General features: G+C 41.9%; 15 protein-coding genes and 2 pseudogenes. 3 read left to right on the plus strand and 14 right to left on the minus strand.

The genetic code is table 11. From position 1 onward, the window contains the following. Window positions 1-59: 59 nt before the first annotated feature. Together ABLT31_RS17500 and ABLT31_RS17505 are read left to right on the plus strand one after the other, a co-directional pair. Window positions 60-242: a DUF3231 family protein gene (locus ABLT31_RS17500; protein ID WP_367753970.1), complete on the plus strand. Its 183-nt coding sequence runs from the start codon at window positions 60-62 to the stop codon at window positions 240-242. A gap of 7 nt (window positions 243-249) precedes the next feature. After that, a pseudogene (locus ABLT31_RS17505) lies at window positions 250-489 on the plus strand (YvdQ family spore coat protein); the annotation flags it as partial. Window positions 490-585: 96 nt separating this feature from the next. Here the strand turns inward: ABLT31_RS17505 and ABLT31_RS17510 are convergent. The 10 genes from ABLT31_RS17510 to ABLT31_RS17555 form a co-directional block, all read right to left on the minus strand. Further along, window positions 586-1,905, minus strand: a complete 1,320-nt coding sequence (locus ABLT31_RS17510; RefSeq protein ID WP_367753888.1) for an ABC transporter substrate-binding protein — start codon at window positions 1,903-1,905, stop codon at window positions 586-588. A 28-nt stretch (window positions 1,906-1,933) separates the two neighbouring features. Further along, the gene (locus tag ABLT31_RS17515; RefSeq protein ID WP_367753890.1) at window positions 1,934-2,767 is read right to left on the minus strand and encodes a carbohydrate ABC transporter permease; all 834 of its coding nucleotides are present in this window, start codon (window positions 2,765-2,767) and stop codon (window positions 1,934-1,936) included. Between the two features lie 12 nt (window positions 2,768-2,779). Continuing rightward, window positions 2,780-3,730: a carbohydrate ABC transporter permease gene (locus ABLT31_RS17520; protein WP_367753892.1), complete on the minus strand. Its 951-nt coding sequence runs from the start codon at window positions 3,728-3,730 to the stop codon at window positions 2,780-2,782. Continuing rightward, entirely contained in the window at window positions 3,727-5,022 is a 1,296-nt protein-coding gene (locus tag ABLT31_RS17525) for an alkaline phosphatase family protein (protein WP_367753894.1), read from the minus strand. Before ABLT31_RS17525 ends, ABLT31_RS17520 begins: the two co-directional genes overlap by 4 nt. A 20-nt stretch (window positions 5,023-5,042) precedes the next feature. Next, the gene (locus ABLT31_RS17530) at window positions 5,043-5,870 is read right to left on the minus strand and encodes an HAD-IIA family hydrolase (protein ID WP_367753896.1); all 828 of its coding nucleotides are present in this window, start codon (window positions 5,868-5,870) and stop codon (window positions 5,043-5,045) included. 30 nt (window positions 5,871-5,900) lie between these two features. Continuing rightward, on the minus strand, window positions 5,901-6,464 hold the full coding sequence (locus ABLT31_RS17535) for a glycerol-3-phosphate responsive antiterminator (protein WP_367753898.1): 564 nt from the start codon (window positions 6,462-6,464) through the stop codon (window positions 5,901-5,903). A gap of 825 nt (window positions 6,465-7,289) precedes the next feature. Then, window positions 7,290-7,805, minus strand: a complete 516-nt coding sequence (locus ABLT31_RS17540; RefSeq protein WP_367753900.1) for a CBO0543 family protein — start codon at window positions 7,803-7,805, stop codon at window positions 7,290-7,292. Window positions 7,806-7,975: 170 nt separating this feature from the next. Continuing rightward, window positions 7,976-8,440 (minus strand): CBO0543 family protein, encoded by a 465-nt coding sequence (locus tag ABLT31_RS17545; protein WP_367753902.1) that lies wholly within the window; start codon window positions 8,438-8,440, stop codon window positions 7,976-7,978. A 387-nt stretch (window positions 8,441-8,827) separates the two neighbouring features. Continuing rightward, the gene (locus tag ABLT31_RS17550; RefSeq protein WP_367753904.1) at window positions 8,828-9,739 is read right to left on the minus strand and encodes a DMT family transporter; all 912 of its coding nucleotides are present in this window, start codon (window positions 9,737-9,739) and stop codon (window positions 8,828-8,830) included. 14 nt (window positions 9,740-9,753) lie between these two features. Next, window positions 9,754-10,068 carry a YbaK/EbsC family protein gene (locus tag ABLT31_RS17555; protein ID WP_367753972.1) on the minus strand — a complete coding sequence of 105 codons (315 nt, stop codon included), beginning with the start codon at window positions 10,066-10,068 and terminating at the stop codon, window positions 9,754-9,756. Between the two features lie 352 nt (window positions 10,069-10,420). On the opposite strand from ABLT31_RS17555, the gene ABLT31_RS17560 reads away from it, so the two are divergent. Next, window positions 10,421-11,290: a LysR family transcriptional regulator gene (locus ABLT31_RS17560; RefSeq protein ID WP_367753906.1), complete on the plus strand. Its 870-nt coding sequence runs from the start codon at window positions 10,421-10,423 to the stop codon at window positions 11,288-11,290. Window positions 11,291-11,989: 699 nt separating this feature from the next. Here the strand turns inward: ABLT31_RS17560 and ABLT31_RS17565 are convergent. From ABLT31_RS17565 to ABLT31_RS17580, 4 genes and pseudogenes are all read right to left on the minus strand, one after another. Further along, entirely contained in the window at window positions 11,990-12,283 is a 294-nt protein-coding gene (locus ABLT31_RS17565; protein WP_367753908.1) for a hypothetical protein, read from the minus strand. A 155-nt stretch (window positions 12,284-12,438) separates the two neighbouring features. Next, entirely contained in the window at window positions 12,439-12,837 is a 399-nt protein-coding gene (locus ABLT31_RS17570; RefSeq protein ID WP_367753910.1) for a hypothetical protein, read from the minus strand. A gap of 620 nt (window positions 12,838-13,457) precedes the next feature. Then, a pseudogene (locus ABLT31_RS17575) lies at window positions 13,458-14,740 on the minus strand (IS110 family RNA-guided transposase). A 139-nt stretch (window positions 14,741-14,879) separates the two neighbouring features. Beyond that, window positions 14,880-15,248 carry a hypothetical protein gene (locus ABLT31_RS17580; protein ID WP_367753912.1) on the minus strand — a complete coding sequence of 123 codons (369 nt, stop codon included), beginning with the start codon at window positions 15,246-15,248 and terminating at the stop codon, window positions 14,880-14,882. Window positions 15,249-15,306: the final 58 nt, after the last annotated feature.

The following is a 15,306-nucleotide window of genomic DNA, read 5'->3' on the forward strand; positions in this document are numbered from 1 at the left end:
ATATGTTTCGGGGACAATAAGACTGAAAAAGGAGTGGTAATATTGGAAACTGAACATAAATTAGACTCACTTCTGCTGAGTTAGGAAATCTTTGGTCTACCTATATGACCGATAGCATGTCTATTTGGGTTCTAAAATATTTTATAGCTAAGACTCAAGATACAGAAATACGCTCCGTTTTGGAATTTGCTCTCGGTATAAGCCAGACACATATTCAAGAGAGGGACGGAGATCTAGAATAAAGAAGGTCATCCTATACCTATGGGGTTTGGGGATAAAGACGTTAATTTAGACTCTCCCGCCTTATACTCCGATACTTATTTTTTAAACTGCGTACATAATATGTCAAAATTATCCATGCGGAACGGCGTGGGAAAAGCTTTACTGCTTGGATTTAGTCAGGTCGCTTACTCGCAAAAAGTTCGGGATTACATGGGGAGTTGTATAACAAAAGAGGACAGAAAATTCTGCCCTCCTGCTTTTACATAGATTTTTTCTCACAAAAGGATAAGGTTCTCTCCGATATAACTTTGATTAATGGTGGTTTACTAACTACCACTGTTAACTCGATAGGTGACAGACATTCTATTTGATTAATCTATTCGCTTCGTTCGCAGCATCCTTGATTGCCTGTTCAGCCGTTTTTTGTCCGGTTAAAGCGGCTTGAATGTTGTCCTGGACAATTTTAAAAATCCGAGTGCCTCCCTTGCCAGGGAAGTTGTTCCATTGGACCATGTCGTCGACCTGGGTGTAGGTGGTGTAGGCAGCAGGATTTTCCTTTAAATATTTGCCCAATAGGTCTTCACGTTCTACTGCGCTCTTGCGGGAGGCCATGTAGCCCATGCCTTCTGCGGTAATGGCGGTTCCTTCAGCAGATGTAGCAAATTTGATGAATTCCCAAGCGGCTTGTTCCTTTTCTGGGCTGGATTTCAGAATAAACACATTGTTTCCGCCCGCAGGCACGCGGCGAGGGTGAACTCCATCAACCGGGAACGGCGCAGTTCCCACTCCAAACTTGCTTTCCGCCTGTAAGCTGCGCAAAGAGGCTGTCGTATTGACATACACGGCTAGCTTTCCGCTGGTAAAACTTTGTACTGCTTGCGTGTTATCGATATTTGGCATCGTTTTGTCCGTATTGACCAGATCTACCCAGTATTGTAGAGACTTTATGCCTGGCTCCTGATCAAAGGCAACGCTCTTTTCATCATCCGATACCATCTGTCCGCCCAGTGTTTCGGTCATCGCTTGGAACATCCAGTTCCCCGTAATGCTGTAGTTGAAGAAAATTCCCTTTTGCTCACCGCTAGTCAGCTTCTTGGCAGCTTCGCGCCACTCGTCAAAGGTTTTCGGAGGATTCTCCGGATCCAAACCGGCTTGCTTGAACAGATTCTTATTATAATAAACAACCGGGGTACTCACAGCATACGGGAGACCGTATATCTGTCCGTCTTTGCCTTTTCCTAGCTCAAGCATTTTCGGGAAAAAGTCGGACAGGTCCATTTTTTCTTCATCGATATACTTTTGTACCGGAACCAGCGGCATATTGTCAATCATATAGTTCGTATAGCTAAAACCCGCCTGTGCGACTTCTGGAAGCTGCTTGGTGGCAGCCAAGGCCTGCATTTTTTCCAGGATTCCTTCATAGGAGCCTTCCACGAACACAGGGGTCACGCGAACCTTGTCCTGCTTCTTATGAAATTCATCTACCACGCGCTGAACAGTATCCTCAGCGGAGCCCCCATGAATATGCAAAAACTTGATCTCTACCGGCTGGCCGCTCTCGCTGCTCGTACTTGACGCAGAGCTTGCTGATGTTTCATTCGCCGATTGGGAGCACCCCACAATCGAAGTTAAACTTATACTCAAAATCAACAATTTAGACAGCATGGACTTCAAACGCTTCATTTTTCATTCCTCCTCTAATTTCGAATCATTATCCTTTCAAACCACTGTTGGAAAACCCTTCAACAAACTTCTTCTGAGCAATGAAATAGAGAATCAGTACAGGAATTGTAGACATCGTAGCAACGGCCATAGTCGGCACCCATTCCATGATCCCTTCATTCTGGAAGCGCACCAGGGCAATCGGGAGCGTCAGCTTCTGCTCATCCATCAAGACCATCAAGGGCCAATAAAACTCATTCCAATGATTAACGAACAGAATGATGCTAAGCGCAGAAACCGCCGGAAGGGCGGCTGGAACATACACATGCCAGAGGGTCCGGAGCGGCCCGCATCCGTCCACAGCCGCCGCATCAGCCAATTCCCGGGGAACGCTTAAAAGGAATTGACGCATGAGAAAAATCGCATAGCCGCTAGCCAAATGAGGAACGATTACTCCCGAGAACGTGTTAATCCAGTCGAATAAATTAATCGTAATGAATGTTGGAATCATCATTGCCTGCTCTGGAATAATCATCGTGGCCAGCACGAAATAGAATAGAACTTCACGTCCTTGAAAACGAAATTGGGCAAAAGCATAAGCTGCGAAAAAAGCAATCACCACTTGACCCGCGGTCTGTACAACCGCCACAAACAAACTGTTGGACGTCCAAGTAAAGAAAGGGGTCTGTTCAAACACTTGTGCATATCCCTCCAAAGAAATCGACGACGGGAAAAACCACAATCCCCCTTCGAACACTTCATTCACGGTTTTAAAAGATGTACTGATCATCCACAGGATTGGAATGAGCATTGCCAGCGTAACCCCGGCCAGAATACTGTGGGTTAGACCTGCGCTCAGCCATCTCATCGCCTTGTCGTTCATATCCATCCCCTCCTACTGATAGTGGATTTTGGTGTCCATCATCCGGATTTGAAACATGGTAATTGCCAGAACCAGGAAGAATAGAACCATCGACAGCGCACTCGCCTTGCCAATGTCGAAGAACTGGAAGGCTTCCATCCAGACCTGGTAGACCAGGACGTTCGTGGCATTATTCGGCCCGCCATGCGTCATCACGTGAATCGTCGTAAAAACCTGAAAGGATTGAATCAGGCTGACGATCAGCACAAACAGATTCATCGGAGCTAGCAGCGGCCAAGTGATCGAGCGAAATTGGATCCACTTGCCGGCCCCGTCAATGGCTGACGCCTCATAGAGCTGGCGGTCGATCCCTTTTAACCCCGCAATATACAGCACCATGTTGTACCCGGCACCCTTCCAAATTCCCACAAGAATCAGACTCCACATGGCCATTTTAGGATCATTCAGCCAATTGAAAGAAGGAAGGCCAAACAAGACCAGGAATTCATTCAGCAGCCCTCCGTTCGGATTCATCAGCAGCATCCAGACCATGCTAGTCACGGCCAGGGAAGCCACCACGGGTATGAATAACAAGAAGCGATAAGCCTCCTTGACCCGGTTTCGGCCCACACTCTCTACCAAAATGGCCAGAGCCAAGCCGATTGCCATGGTGACAGGGACCGTGCCCAAGGCGTAGATTCCCGTATTCTTTAAGGAAGTCCAAAACACATCATCGGCAACCAGGCTGCGATAATTCTCCATCCCGACATACTCCATTTCCGGGCTGATTAAATTCCACTGGCTGAAGCTAAGAAAGCCGGAAAAGAAAAACGGGAAGATAAAAAACACCGCATAAAGAATCAAGGCAGGAGCTAAAAAGAAATAAGGCCATGACCATTTTTTCCACTGCGCTGCCCTTCGGGCAGCTCGTACCTGACTCTTTTCTCTCCCATTCATTGGAATGGAAGTATCTACACTGTTCACGCTCGTACCTCCTTACCCTGAATCATCGTTTTTAGCACCTTCCCATCCGTCTCGGTAAGCTCTAGATTCAGGATTTCGGCAATCGTCGGAGCAATATCGACGATGTCCATCTCAGGCAGCTCCATCCCCGGGATAATATCCGGTCCAGAAGCGACAAAAATGGCTTTCAGCTCCTCCTTGTCCGGCAGATAGCCATGCATTCCCTTATATTTGTGCGTCCCAATCACCTGATCACCTTCCGCACCAAAATAGATAAAATATCCTTCCTTTGCTTCTATAATCAAATCGGGCAGATGCGGATGCTCATGGTTCGGCAAGCCCAAAGAAGCAAAATCCTCCCGCTCAAATACGCGTTCCACCACCCCAGTAGCCAATAGTTCCTCTTTCACCTGGTCTTTTAGCTCCTGATCGAACACATATACATAGCCGGATCCCCCGTTAGACACAGCCATGACTTGGCTTTTGGACGGATCCTCTTCATCAAACCAGCCCCTTTGCTTGAACAAGACATTCGGACTGAGGACACTATGGGCATCCCGAAAGCCATGATCGGAAACGATAAACCAATCGGTCTGCTCTTCCATGCCTTGCTCCTGCACGGCCTTACGAATCTCCCCAATCCGTTCATCAATGTAGTTCATGGCCCAGTAGGCCTCTGGGGAATGTGTGCCGTAGTCATGCTGGAGACTGTCGGCAAGCAGGAAGTGCAGCATCATGAAATTCGGCTGGTGCGTACGAATCAAATGCTTGGCAATCTCGGCAGTCAGCCAGTCCTGCATATGCCCGCGGGAATGGTCCTTGCTCCAAGCTCCATACTGTTCCACCGGAAACCCCTGCTCCTTCAGTTCGTTCCAGAACGAAGGCGTACAATGGCTTTCGAACAGCTCCTGCTCATAAAATTCGGGAATATTGAAATCCAGATGCTTCGCCCCACGCGTCACCGGCCAGCAAATAGCAGCTGTTCGAGCTCCCTTTTTATGAGCCAAATCATACACTGTTGGAACATGGACTCTCGTTTCCTTCTCTACATGCCGGTCTCCGAAAATCTCCACGACCTTGCGTTCAGCCCTGTTCACCACCCAATTTCCCAGCACGCCGTGTTTCTTTGGATAGACCCCGGTCACAATACTGGTATTCATCGCCCAAGTCGAGCTGGGGTAAGCCACCTTCATACTCTTCGCGCGGGTCCCCCTGTCCGCCAATTCCATCAGATTGGGCATACGGCAGCAGGGATCATCCAAATAATAGGCAGCTAGCCCATCGATACAGATCAAGATTACGTTCCTCTCCATAGTAAAGCCTCCTTGTATGTTTATCGATTAAGAGCCTTTCGCTCTTGCAGGGTCTCCAGCAACTCCTTCACAGAGTCCACCGTCAGATCAGGCACAAATCCCAAATGATCAGGGAACGAATGGCCGTGGGAAATCCAAACCGTAAACATCCCGGCAGAACGTCCACCCAGGATATCGGTATAAGGGTTGTCCCCCACCATCACACAGTTCCCAGGAATGGCGCCCGTGTTTTGCAGGACTTTATCAAAGGGATAGGTAAACGGCTTTCCGACCGATTGCACGTCGATCACTCCTGATACCGCTTGAATGGCTGCAATCAACGCTCCTGTCTCAGGAACGCGGCTGCCATCCTCTCCCGGATGATATAAATCCGGATTGGTGGTAACCAACCGAACTCCTTTCTCCAGCCTTCTCGTGCATGCTTGCAAGGTTTGATAAGTGAAGGAAGTATCCCTTCCCAGCACGAGGAAATCACAAGGCTCCTGGCTTTCCAGTGGAATGACTTGATGTCCCGCCATTCGAAGCGATTGCTCTAGATCCTCCGATCCGATGGAATGAACACGGATTCTGCCATAGCGCTCCGCCAGATAGCTCCCTACAAGCTCCGTTGCGACTAGGATTGGCACCTCTTCCGCCGGTAGCCCCATCCGGAGCAGCTTTTCGCGAATTTTTCCGGAACGGTCCGTCGAATTGTTGGTTAAAAAATAGAGCCCTTTTTGCTCTTCCTGCAGGAAAGAAATCAATTCCTGTGCACTGGGATAGAGTTGATTCCCTGAGTAAATGCATCCGTCCAAATCCAAAATAAACGTGGTCAATCGGGATAGATTGTCTAGCACAGCTGCGATCACGACCTTCTTTACAAAAATGGTTACAGCCCTTTATTCCTCCCATAGCTCCCGTGTCCCCACAGCGACACCGCGGGCCCCGGCATTCAGCGCTTCCTGAATCTCCCTCTTGTCCTTGATTAGCCCTGCCGTGATGATCGGGTAGGTAACCGCTTCGCTAAATTCCCGGATTACTCTCGGCATCAATCCAGGCATCAACTCGACGGCGTCAGGCTGAAGTTCCAAGACATTGCGGATCCCGGAGTCAAACGCATGCGTATCGATCAAAAAAAGATGCTGAACGGCGATAAGCCCTTCTCGTTTCGCTGCCTGAATCAGATGATTTTTCGTCGTGACCACCCCGTTCGGCTTCACCTCACGGGCCAGATATTTGATGCCTTCCTTGTCATTTGCAACTCCTTTTATCAAGTCAATGTGAAGAAAGATTGATTTGCCGTAATCTTTGGTCTTTTCCACACACGGCCTCACACTGAAGATATCCCCCGTCATCAAAAAGATCACTTCAACCGGGGATTGCAAAGCCATCTCCATCTGCGCCACATCTCTAACCGCAGCAATGACTGGATTCATTTCAAGAAGCTCATTCACTCTATCCATATTTAGCCCTCCACTTTTTGCCCAAAATAAAAACCCAAGCATAGCCAAGCCTAAGACACACATGATGATCAACGAAATCATGCGGACCCAAGAACTATGGCTACACTTGGGATCTCCTGAACTCCACCCAGTGTATGGCCAAATATAGATATTTCCTGCCGAGAGCGATCATCGTCTATGGAATCTTGAGGAATACTCGGCTATGTTGTTGTTGATATAATCGTAGCACTTGATTATTAAGAGAAAGCCAATGTAATGTTAAGGGTTTGTAAAAACAGTGTTTTGAAATGAGAGAGTCCCTGCTGACATATGTATTAAATCAATCCTGCTTTTTGTATGTCTGCTACCGCTTATCACTATATGTTGACTGTCATTGTAGAAATAGTTGTATACATCTGGGGTCGCCATCACTGACAGCGGAGGTAGGGGCTGGCGGTACATTTTATCAAAGACATAATTAAAAATTTATATATATCATAGAAAAAGCCGCTACTACCGTATGGTTTTAGCGGCTTTTTATTTAACCATTTATAAGGGACGAAATGACTTTCCTTCAAATGTAATGCTTTGACTTGCTGCTAATGCGTTCTCGACAATACTAAAGATATTAAAAAAGCTACCCAAAACAAAAATAAAGCAGATTGAAATAACAAATCTTTTCATCAAAAACACCTCTGACTTATTATTTCCGAAGGTTATCCCTATAACCATAGCTCTTCAACTATTCTCCCTTTGGGGGAACAAAAAACTGGACTGCCGGACACATCCCAGCTTATGGAACAATCGAATCCCGATAGTTCAATACAAAATCCATGTAAGATATACCTATCTCATCTTTTCAAAAGTCAAGTTAAAACTAATTGCAATCACAAGCACTACACCCGCTGATAGCACCCACGCCCATACGGGATATCTAAAATGGATAAAAAGGATAATAAAGATAGCAATATCAAACAAGAATGATAAAAATATATGCCATCCGTTATGATAGGTAATTGATCCAAATAAGACAGCTAAATACTCAAGTAATATAAAAATCATGACAAAAAGGGCAATATATAAGGACTTCTTTATTCGTGACTTCTTAAATGGAAAGTTAGATAAATAAATCATAGTTGAAAATGGCATCCCTATAAGCGATAGCAACAGGATATTTAACGTACGATTAGGTAACCCATTAGGTTCCATAGACCACAGTTGATACTCGGAACATACCACCTCATAAAGAAGATTCAATAACCCTGAGAAGAGCGCAGTAGGATAATACAATTTCCACTGATACCACTTAACCAACCGCCATGAAGCTATAAGCCAAAATATTGAGTAGAGTATTGATATCATCTTTGTTGTTCCTTCCTTACAAAACTATTCCATATTATCCCTCAAAGTTAAACAATTAATATTCCTGGAAACTAAAGGGAGGTTAAGTATCCATTTAATGCGATAAACTCCCTATAGTAAAAAAGTAGCCAGAAAGCTACTCCTTCGCTATTGATCTCCGTTACTTTTCATTAAAAACTGTTCTTTGAAACCAAAAAAAGATATAAGTAATGAATTCCTAAAACAAAAAGAACTGATCCAAAGTAAGAAAGAAGGATATTCCAACGATGAAATTCAATTAAATCGGTGTAAACCTCTGCCCATTTTTCCGATATAGTAATGGGTAAGACGATGATGAAGCAAGTTATAACCTTTTTTAGAAATGTAGAATGTTCTGAAACAATGAAGAAAAATACGTTAAATATCGGAAAAACAAAGAAATCAAATACAATGCTTATATTAAATGCATCAGGTAAAAGTCTAACTGGATAGGTAAAAAAATTATATTCTCCCACAAGAATTTGAGCGAATATAATTGAAAAAAACGCTGATAAGAGATACAATCCTAGCCACTTGGGAAAAGGTGGGAAATTGAACCATCTTATTAAGATAATCAATGAAATAAACAGAAAGAAATAAATAATGATCTTTTCCATTGCTCACACATGCATGGTATTTCCCCCAGTTTCTCCCTTCATTCTTGAGCTAGTTATAAGCGTTATGGATATATTATCCACTACACTAAAATCAATTCATCTCCAACACGAACCCTTGATGGTTTTAAACTAGTATTCTGCCCAATCGCTGAACAAAAAGAACTACCGGACGCAGCCCAACTTATCGAACAATCGATCTCCGTTAGTTTAAGAAGGGAATTGATATATTGTATCATTTTAAATAAAGACGAAGCCCTCTCATACTCGGAGGGGCTTCTTTTACTACTTACCTATTACTGCTTTATCGACATATGACAGGAACCTGTCAATTAGACAAATGACATCGTACGTCTATGAACCATTAGAAACATCGCCCATGCTACTCCATCACAATACCATTTTGCCCTTTTCTTCCCTTTCCCTTAGCTCATTTTTTTTCGACCGAAACAATTCTCCAAATGCTGCACCTCCTAAAATCAACACAGCCCCGGCTATTTGGACAAAACTTAACTTTTCTCCTAAAATAGCAGCTGAAAAAATCAATGCCGAAAGCGGCTCCAAATATCCGAGGATTGACACTGTCTGCACTGGCAAACCACCAATGGAAGAAAAATAAAAATAGCAACCGATTCCAGTACTTACAACGCCTAATAGCAGTATTGGTATCAGATTTCCTTGCATAATGTTGACTGAAAATCCTTGCTTCAACCCTATAAAAATTGCAACTGTTATAAAGCTCGTAATTAACTGGCACATGGCATTTTCAAGTCCTGTTATGCTTTTTGCCTTTTTATTGAAAACCACCATAATGGCATACGTGATTGCCGAAAATATTCCACAAATCAATCCCCATGAATTTCCTTCCTGTAAAAAAGCGTGCCCGTTTACACAAAGCATTCCAATTATTACAGAAAGAAATCCAAGTAGTTTGGCGTTTGTCATCTTTTCCCTAAATATAACGGGAGAAAGGATCATGACGATCACAGGACCGCAATAATAAGCAAGGGTGGCAATACTTACACCGATTTGTTCGTAAGCTTCAAATAAAAATATCCAGCTTGCACCCATCGCCACGCCGGAAATCACTAAATACAAAAAGTGTGATTTATTTTTCCAAAACTGTACTTTCTGCTTAGACAGTGCAAATACTAAAATCAGAAAAATGCTACCTATCAAAGTCCGCGAAAAAACGATTTCATAGCTGTTCAATAAAATATAACTTGCAACAATTCCGTTGGAGCCAAACAAGAGCAATGCGGCTATATATTTGAAATATGCACTTTTCACTTTAATCACCATTCTTTTTCTGAATTTTACATTTCAAACACAGTCGGAATATGCTTTGCATAGGTTAGGAAGTTATTGACGATCTGCTTTGTTTTGACCTTCATATATCCGGTTGTAGTCCCATCGCTACATCCATACCACTTTTCCAAAAGCACGTCCTTATCAAAAACAACTTGCACAAGATTGTCCTTGTCCATTAAAACGCCAAATACAGTAGCAGCACCGATTTTTACGCCCAGAATACTTTCCATCAGCTCCGCAGGAGCAAAAGATACGCGTGAAATGCCGAGTGCATCGCTGAAATCTTTTGATTTGAATGGCTTATCTAGGTAGTTATAAATAAATAAAACTCTGTCTTTTTACTATTGCAGAGGAACAGCGTTTTTACCATTTTCATATCCAATTTTTGATTGATCTCGATACAGTCCTCCATTGAAATTGCTTCATCTGTATTCACTCGTTCAAATGAAATCTGTAACTTTGTCAATGATTCGTAGACCATTTCTTGTAGTGGAGACTTATAGCTGTCTGGTGCTTTTTCCATAATATCACTCACCAAAAAACATCTTTATTACCTTTTCCTTTCCTAATTTGAATTTTTGTTAGTAATAACATATCATTTTTACATGGATTACAAAAATGAATGTTTCTCATGATATGTATGATGAAACCAGATGGGAAAGGAAAAGAGATATGAATATCCAAAAATATATGGCATTTGTCAAAGCAGCAGAATTTGGCAGCTTTACAAAAGCTGCCGAAGCATTGGACTATACACAGTCTGGGATCAGCCGTATGATTAACGATTTAGAAACGGAATGGGGGGTTTCCCTTTTTGAAAGAGGACGTGCCGGTATCAGTTTAACCTCAGATGGCTTAAAGTTACTGCCCCAATTAAAGCGAATCTGTAATGAGCATGAAATCTTAATGACGCAGATCGAAGACTTACACGATATGCAGTCTGGGATGATTCGTATTGGGACATTTTCCAGCGTGGCAACCCATTGGCTCCCTAACATGATTAAGATTTTTAAGAAGGACTACCCAAAGATAGATTTTGAACTGCTGCTTGGTGATTATACAGAAATTGAAAGCTGGATTTTAGATGGACGTGTTGACTTCGGATTTTTGCGGCTACCGTCAAAAGCAGAACTTGAAACTATCTTTTTGGAGCAAGACCGCTTGCTGGTAGTGATTCCGCAGGATCATCCGCTTGCTAATTGCGATAAGTTTCCAATCAACGAATTATTGAACAGTCCGTTTATGCTATTGGAGAAGGGGGCAAAAGCAGAAATCTCTGAAATTTTTAAGAAGCACCATATTTCACCGCAAGTTCATTTTACAACATGGGATGACTATGCCATTATGTCCATGGTGGAAAACGGGCTAGGAATCAGTATATTACCAGAATTGATTTTACAGCGTATTCCTTACCAAATTATAGCGAAAGAGCTTGAAGCTCCTGCTTTTAGAAATATTGGTATTGCTACGAGAGAGCAAAAATCACTTTCCCTTGCGTCCAAGAGATTTTTAGAATATTTATCATATAGAAACAGGGAGTGAAAAAGTGTGATGGAGAAATCATTTAATCACACTGTCAATATACCACACTGTTTTAATCCTGATTTCTGTTTCCACTTACTTAAACACAGATGACAGTCTGTTTGAAATATCTCAAATCAGTGGTTTACTCTTATATGAATTAACCATTTTTTTGACTGTCCGAACTCTCTAAGGTTATAAATGTTTTTATAAGCCTTTATAAATATATCCTATACAAGATCTTCTCCAATTCCCCAGTCTTTCACATAGGTATAGCAAATGTTAATTCAGTCTTTTCCGTGTCGAACAATTAAGTATTCTAACAATTCGTCTTTGTCTTGAAGTGAAGATGGAGCTATATTATTTAATATCTCTAAACAATTACTTATCACTATGTGCCCCCCTTCTTTTATAAATAAGACGTGTTATTATATTTGTCGGTCCCATTATTTTTATATAAAAAATAAGCACTGAATAAATAAAGTGCCTACTTAATTATTCGTTATAATTTTATGTCCCAAAATTTTATACATATAAGGGGCGTTCATACGTTACTTTCCAAATTATTTACATTTAATATTCTTATTTCACAATCCTGCCCAATACTTTGACAACAAAAAGGAACAGCGATGGAACACTGCTCCTCAACAATCGAATCCCGTGAAATAACAATTTTTCTCGATCACTTTATTTTGAAATGATAAACAATACTTGGGTTTTCTAATAAAAGGGCAATTTGTTCCATGAACTCATGTTTTCGTTCTGCGAATCTTTTTTTCCGAATTTTTGACGGCATATTTTTATCCGTATCAATCCAAATTCACTTAAATTGCCCTTTGCTATTTCAGATTCAATCATTTCTTTTGCTTTCGGTGGATCAACTTCTTTTGCAAGCTGTTCTTGGAATCGCTTTTCGTGATTATGTTCTTCTATTTTCTTAGGGAGATTAGACAAAGCGATTGCGGTAATCACTACCATGGTTATAACGATTGTCCATGTTCCAAAACGTTTCATTTTTCTCTCCTATTTATTTCCTTATTATTTTTCTTAATTGTACCACAGTTTAATTGTTTAACATTTCTTCCCGTTTGCTTGCAACGAAAGAAGGAGCAGCAATCTAAAACTGCTCCGAACCTAACGATCCTCGTTAGTGAAATGAAGAATTTTCATTACTCAATTGCAAAACGGTGTTTATTTTTCAAATCAACGATTCTGTGACCAGTTATTTGTTGACCATTTGATAATATATTGCTCAACCAAAATCCTTGATTTCCAATCTTATGATAGAAATAAATAACATTTGGCTCATCTTTATAAACTACCTGTACAAAGTAGTCACCTATTTTAGAATCGTAGTGTCCGAAAATTTCAACAATCGAATCTTTTGTTAATGACTCTTTTATAGCTAATTGTTTCAAAAATTCTTGCTGAACTTTGATTTTATCTTCCTCTTCTCCTCCATTACGCATACTTTCGTCGATATATTGAGGTATATAATTCAACAATGCTATTAGAATGAAGCCGATTAATGTGAAACTTAATGTGATGTATAATTTCTTATTTTTCATATTGCCCCCCTGAACAACCCTATATTTCTTATATGCTTCCGAATTATAATACTACACCGTTACTTAACTAACCTGTCCAATAGTACTAATCATAAATGGCTGCCATCAAAAGTGGCAGCCATTTATGATTAGTGTTATTTAGCTATAGATCTCCGTCCCTCGGTTTTAAGGGGGGTTCTCACGTATGCTCGCTCATTCGCAGGATTTCATCACCTCGAAAATAGATGAGTCGATGAAAAGTAAATCGGATCGAACCGGTGGTAGTGAATTTGGGCATATTAAATAGAAGAAACGATGTCGATTCTCCTTGGAAATCTTTTACTGCACGTATCCTCCACAATCTGACCTTGGAGGTTCACCCTCCCACGGCTTAACGGGTCCATTGCCCTTACATTCCTTCGTTACACCTGTCTAAGGTGTGGAGACCGATTACGGTTTAGCTAATAGGTCTGTGCCCTTCTGGAGATCGAACTCGGTCCTCCGTGCTTTCTTTGTTCAAAATCATGCGAACGAGCCTATCTACGTAAGGTAAAATGACTGTTAGTAATCAAGGTAGAAGTGGATGTAGCTCCGTAGTGAACCTGACCGAAGGGAAGGTGAACTAGGAGAACAGCTCCATTCTATGCAGCCTGATCGTACATAGGTGTAGCTTTATCAAGAGAAAAAGATTCTCCATGATGAACGATGCCAATAAGATTCGGGCCAGCTTTCCAAGTAATTTAAAGATAGAAACGCTGTTTTTGCATGTGCTTGTTTTGTACGTTATGCTCATGCCACTGTTTAAAAGCCGGATTATTGGCTAGCAATTGGGTCGTAGCGAGATACATATATTTTCTCAGAGTGGCATCTCCACGTTTAGAGAGAATAATTTGACCTTTTCGCTTTCCAGACGTGCTTTCAGCTAAGTTTAATCCTGCTCTACGAAGTAATTGACGCCCATGAGCATACTGTTTGAGATCACCTGCACCAGCCAATATCGCTGCCGTGAAGATCGTGCCAAGACCCTTAATGGACCGCATTTGCTCGGCAATAGGAATCTCACCAAGCAAGGATAGGATATCTTCTTCTATCTTCTCTAGCATTTCTACAATGCGTTCATACTGCTCTAATAGCCGTTACAAATCTTGTTTTGTTTCTTCGAGAGCTGTGGTATCTCCAACGCTGTGTTTGGCTTCATAGATGAGGTAGGAAGCTCGTTGGATACCGGTTGCACCACCGGGTCGCTTCATATGTTTTTTCCAACGCTGAATCACTTCTTCTACCCTTAAAGACTTAAGATCTAGTGGAGTTGGAAACTCCTTTAACGTGGCCATCGATCGTGGACAAGTCCAGTCTTTAAATACGGACGGATACTCTGGGAACCGAATATCCAACCAGCGAATAATTCTGTTCTGCAACCGAACACTATTCGTGATCCAAAACTCTCGATCACTCATGATGGTTTTCAATCTCTGAAATGCATGTCCTTGACGTAATCTGAGTAATAGCCTTGACTAACGACATCCGTAATAACCAGAGCGTCTTTCGGGTCACTCTTCGAAGGGGTATCGTCGCGATTTTCTTTGTTTCGTTTGGTCGTGGCAGGATTCACTAATACGACTTGAATTCCCTTGTCCAGAAGCCAGTTCCTAGATTAAACCAGTAATGTCCGGTCGGCTCCATACTAATAATGAGGTTATTCAGGCGGTGTTTTTGTTGAAGTCCCTTCATCCAACGTCCAAATTTTTGTGAATCCTTCTTGTTCATTGGTAAAGGAAAGATGTCGATTCGAAAGGACGATACCACGAAAGTTTGTCGCTTGAGCAACGTGTCTTTCTTTCGCCATGTCGATTCCAACGACAAGATGAGAAGGGGTAATTCTTTCTATCCGTTGATTTTGACCATGAGATTGTTTAAACTTCATAGTAAGAGCGCCTCCTTGATGGGTTTTTAGGGCTTTGACCCTGTGCACACCCCCATCATACCGAGGCGCTCCTTTTTTGGCAAAGGCTATTTCTTAGCCTCTACAGGAATGTTTAGTGAAATAATGAAGAAGTCTTATTTTAATCCGATGCTGGCCTGTAACGCCAGATTGTATAGTTACCTGTATATTGTCTGCTAGATACAATTAGTTTTTCTCCATTCTTCTCGAAGATATATCCTGAACCAAGTTGCTCTTTAAATTGATATCCCTTTGTTTTCATAAAATTAGTGAATGGTTTGTTCCCACTTGAGGTTCTTGCAATATATGTTATTTCATCGGGTTGTTCAGTAACCTTTATCATATCTGAATTGGTTGTATCTAACTTTATTATTGCAGTAGCGAATGGAATTGGATTTCCTTCTTGAGAAATAAGGGCTGATAAATAATTCGCACAAGCTAATAACCCTATCATTAGGAATACACCAATAAATAGATAAAATTTCCGCATGTCGTATGCCCCTCTCTCCTCAACTTTATGATTGTTTAAATATTTAGACTGACCATTG

It is taken from the genome of Ammoniphilus soli, assembly GCF_040813775.1.

Bases quoted from the DNA above. Each gene is read 5' to 3' on its own strand.
- ABLT31_RS17550 (WP_367753904.1), bottom strand. From the start codon at position 9,739: ATGGTGATTAAAGTGAAAAGTGCATATTTCAAATATATAGCCGCATTG.
- ABLT31_RS17535 (WP_367753898.1), bottom strand. From the start codon at position 6,464: ATGGATAGAGTGAATGAGCTTCTTGAAATGAATCCAGTCATTGCTGCG.
- ABLT31_RS17525 (WP_367753894.1), bottom strand. From the start codon at position 5,022: ATGGAGAGGAACGTAATCTTGATCTGTATCGATGGGCTAGCTGCCTAT.
- ABLT31_RS17580 (WP_367753912.1), bottom strand. From the start codon at position 15,248: ATGCGGAAATTTTATCTATTTATTGGTGTATTCCTAATGATAGGGTTA.
- ABLT31_RS17545 (WP_367753902.1), bottom strand. From the start codon at position 8,440: ATGGAAAAGATCATTATTTATTTCTTTCTGTTTATTTCATTGATTATC.
- ABLT31_RS17565 (WP_367753908.1), bottom strand. From the start codon at position 12,283: ATGAAACGTTTTGGAACATGGACAATCGTTATAACCATGGTAGTGATT.
- ABLT31_RS17570 (WP_367753910.1), bottom strand. From the start codon at position 12,837: ATGAAAAATAAGAAATTATACATCACATTAAGTTTCACATTAATCGGC.
- ABLT31_RS17540 (WP_367753900.1), bottom strand. From the start codon at position 7,805: ATGATATCAATACTCTACTCAATATTTTGGCTTATAGCTTCATGGCGG.
- ABLT31_RS17510 (WP_367753888.1), bottom strand. From the start codon at position 1,905: ATGAAGCGTTTGAAGTCCATGCTGTCTAAATTGTTGATTTTGAGTATA.
- ABLT31_RS17560 (WP_367753906.1), top strand. From the start codon at position 10,421: ATGAATATCCAAAAATATATGGCATTTGTCAAAGCAGCAGAATTTGGC.
- ABLT31_RS17515 (WP_367753890.1), bottom strand. From the start codon at position 2,767: ATGAACGACAAGGCGATGAGATGGCTGAGCGCAGGTCTAACCCACAGT.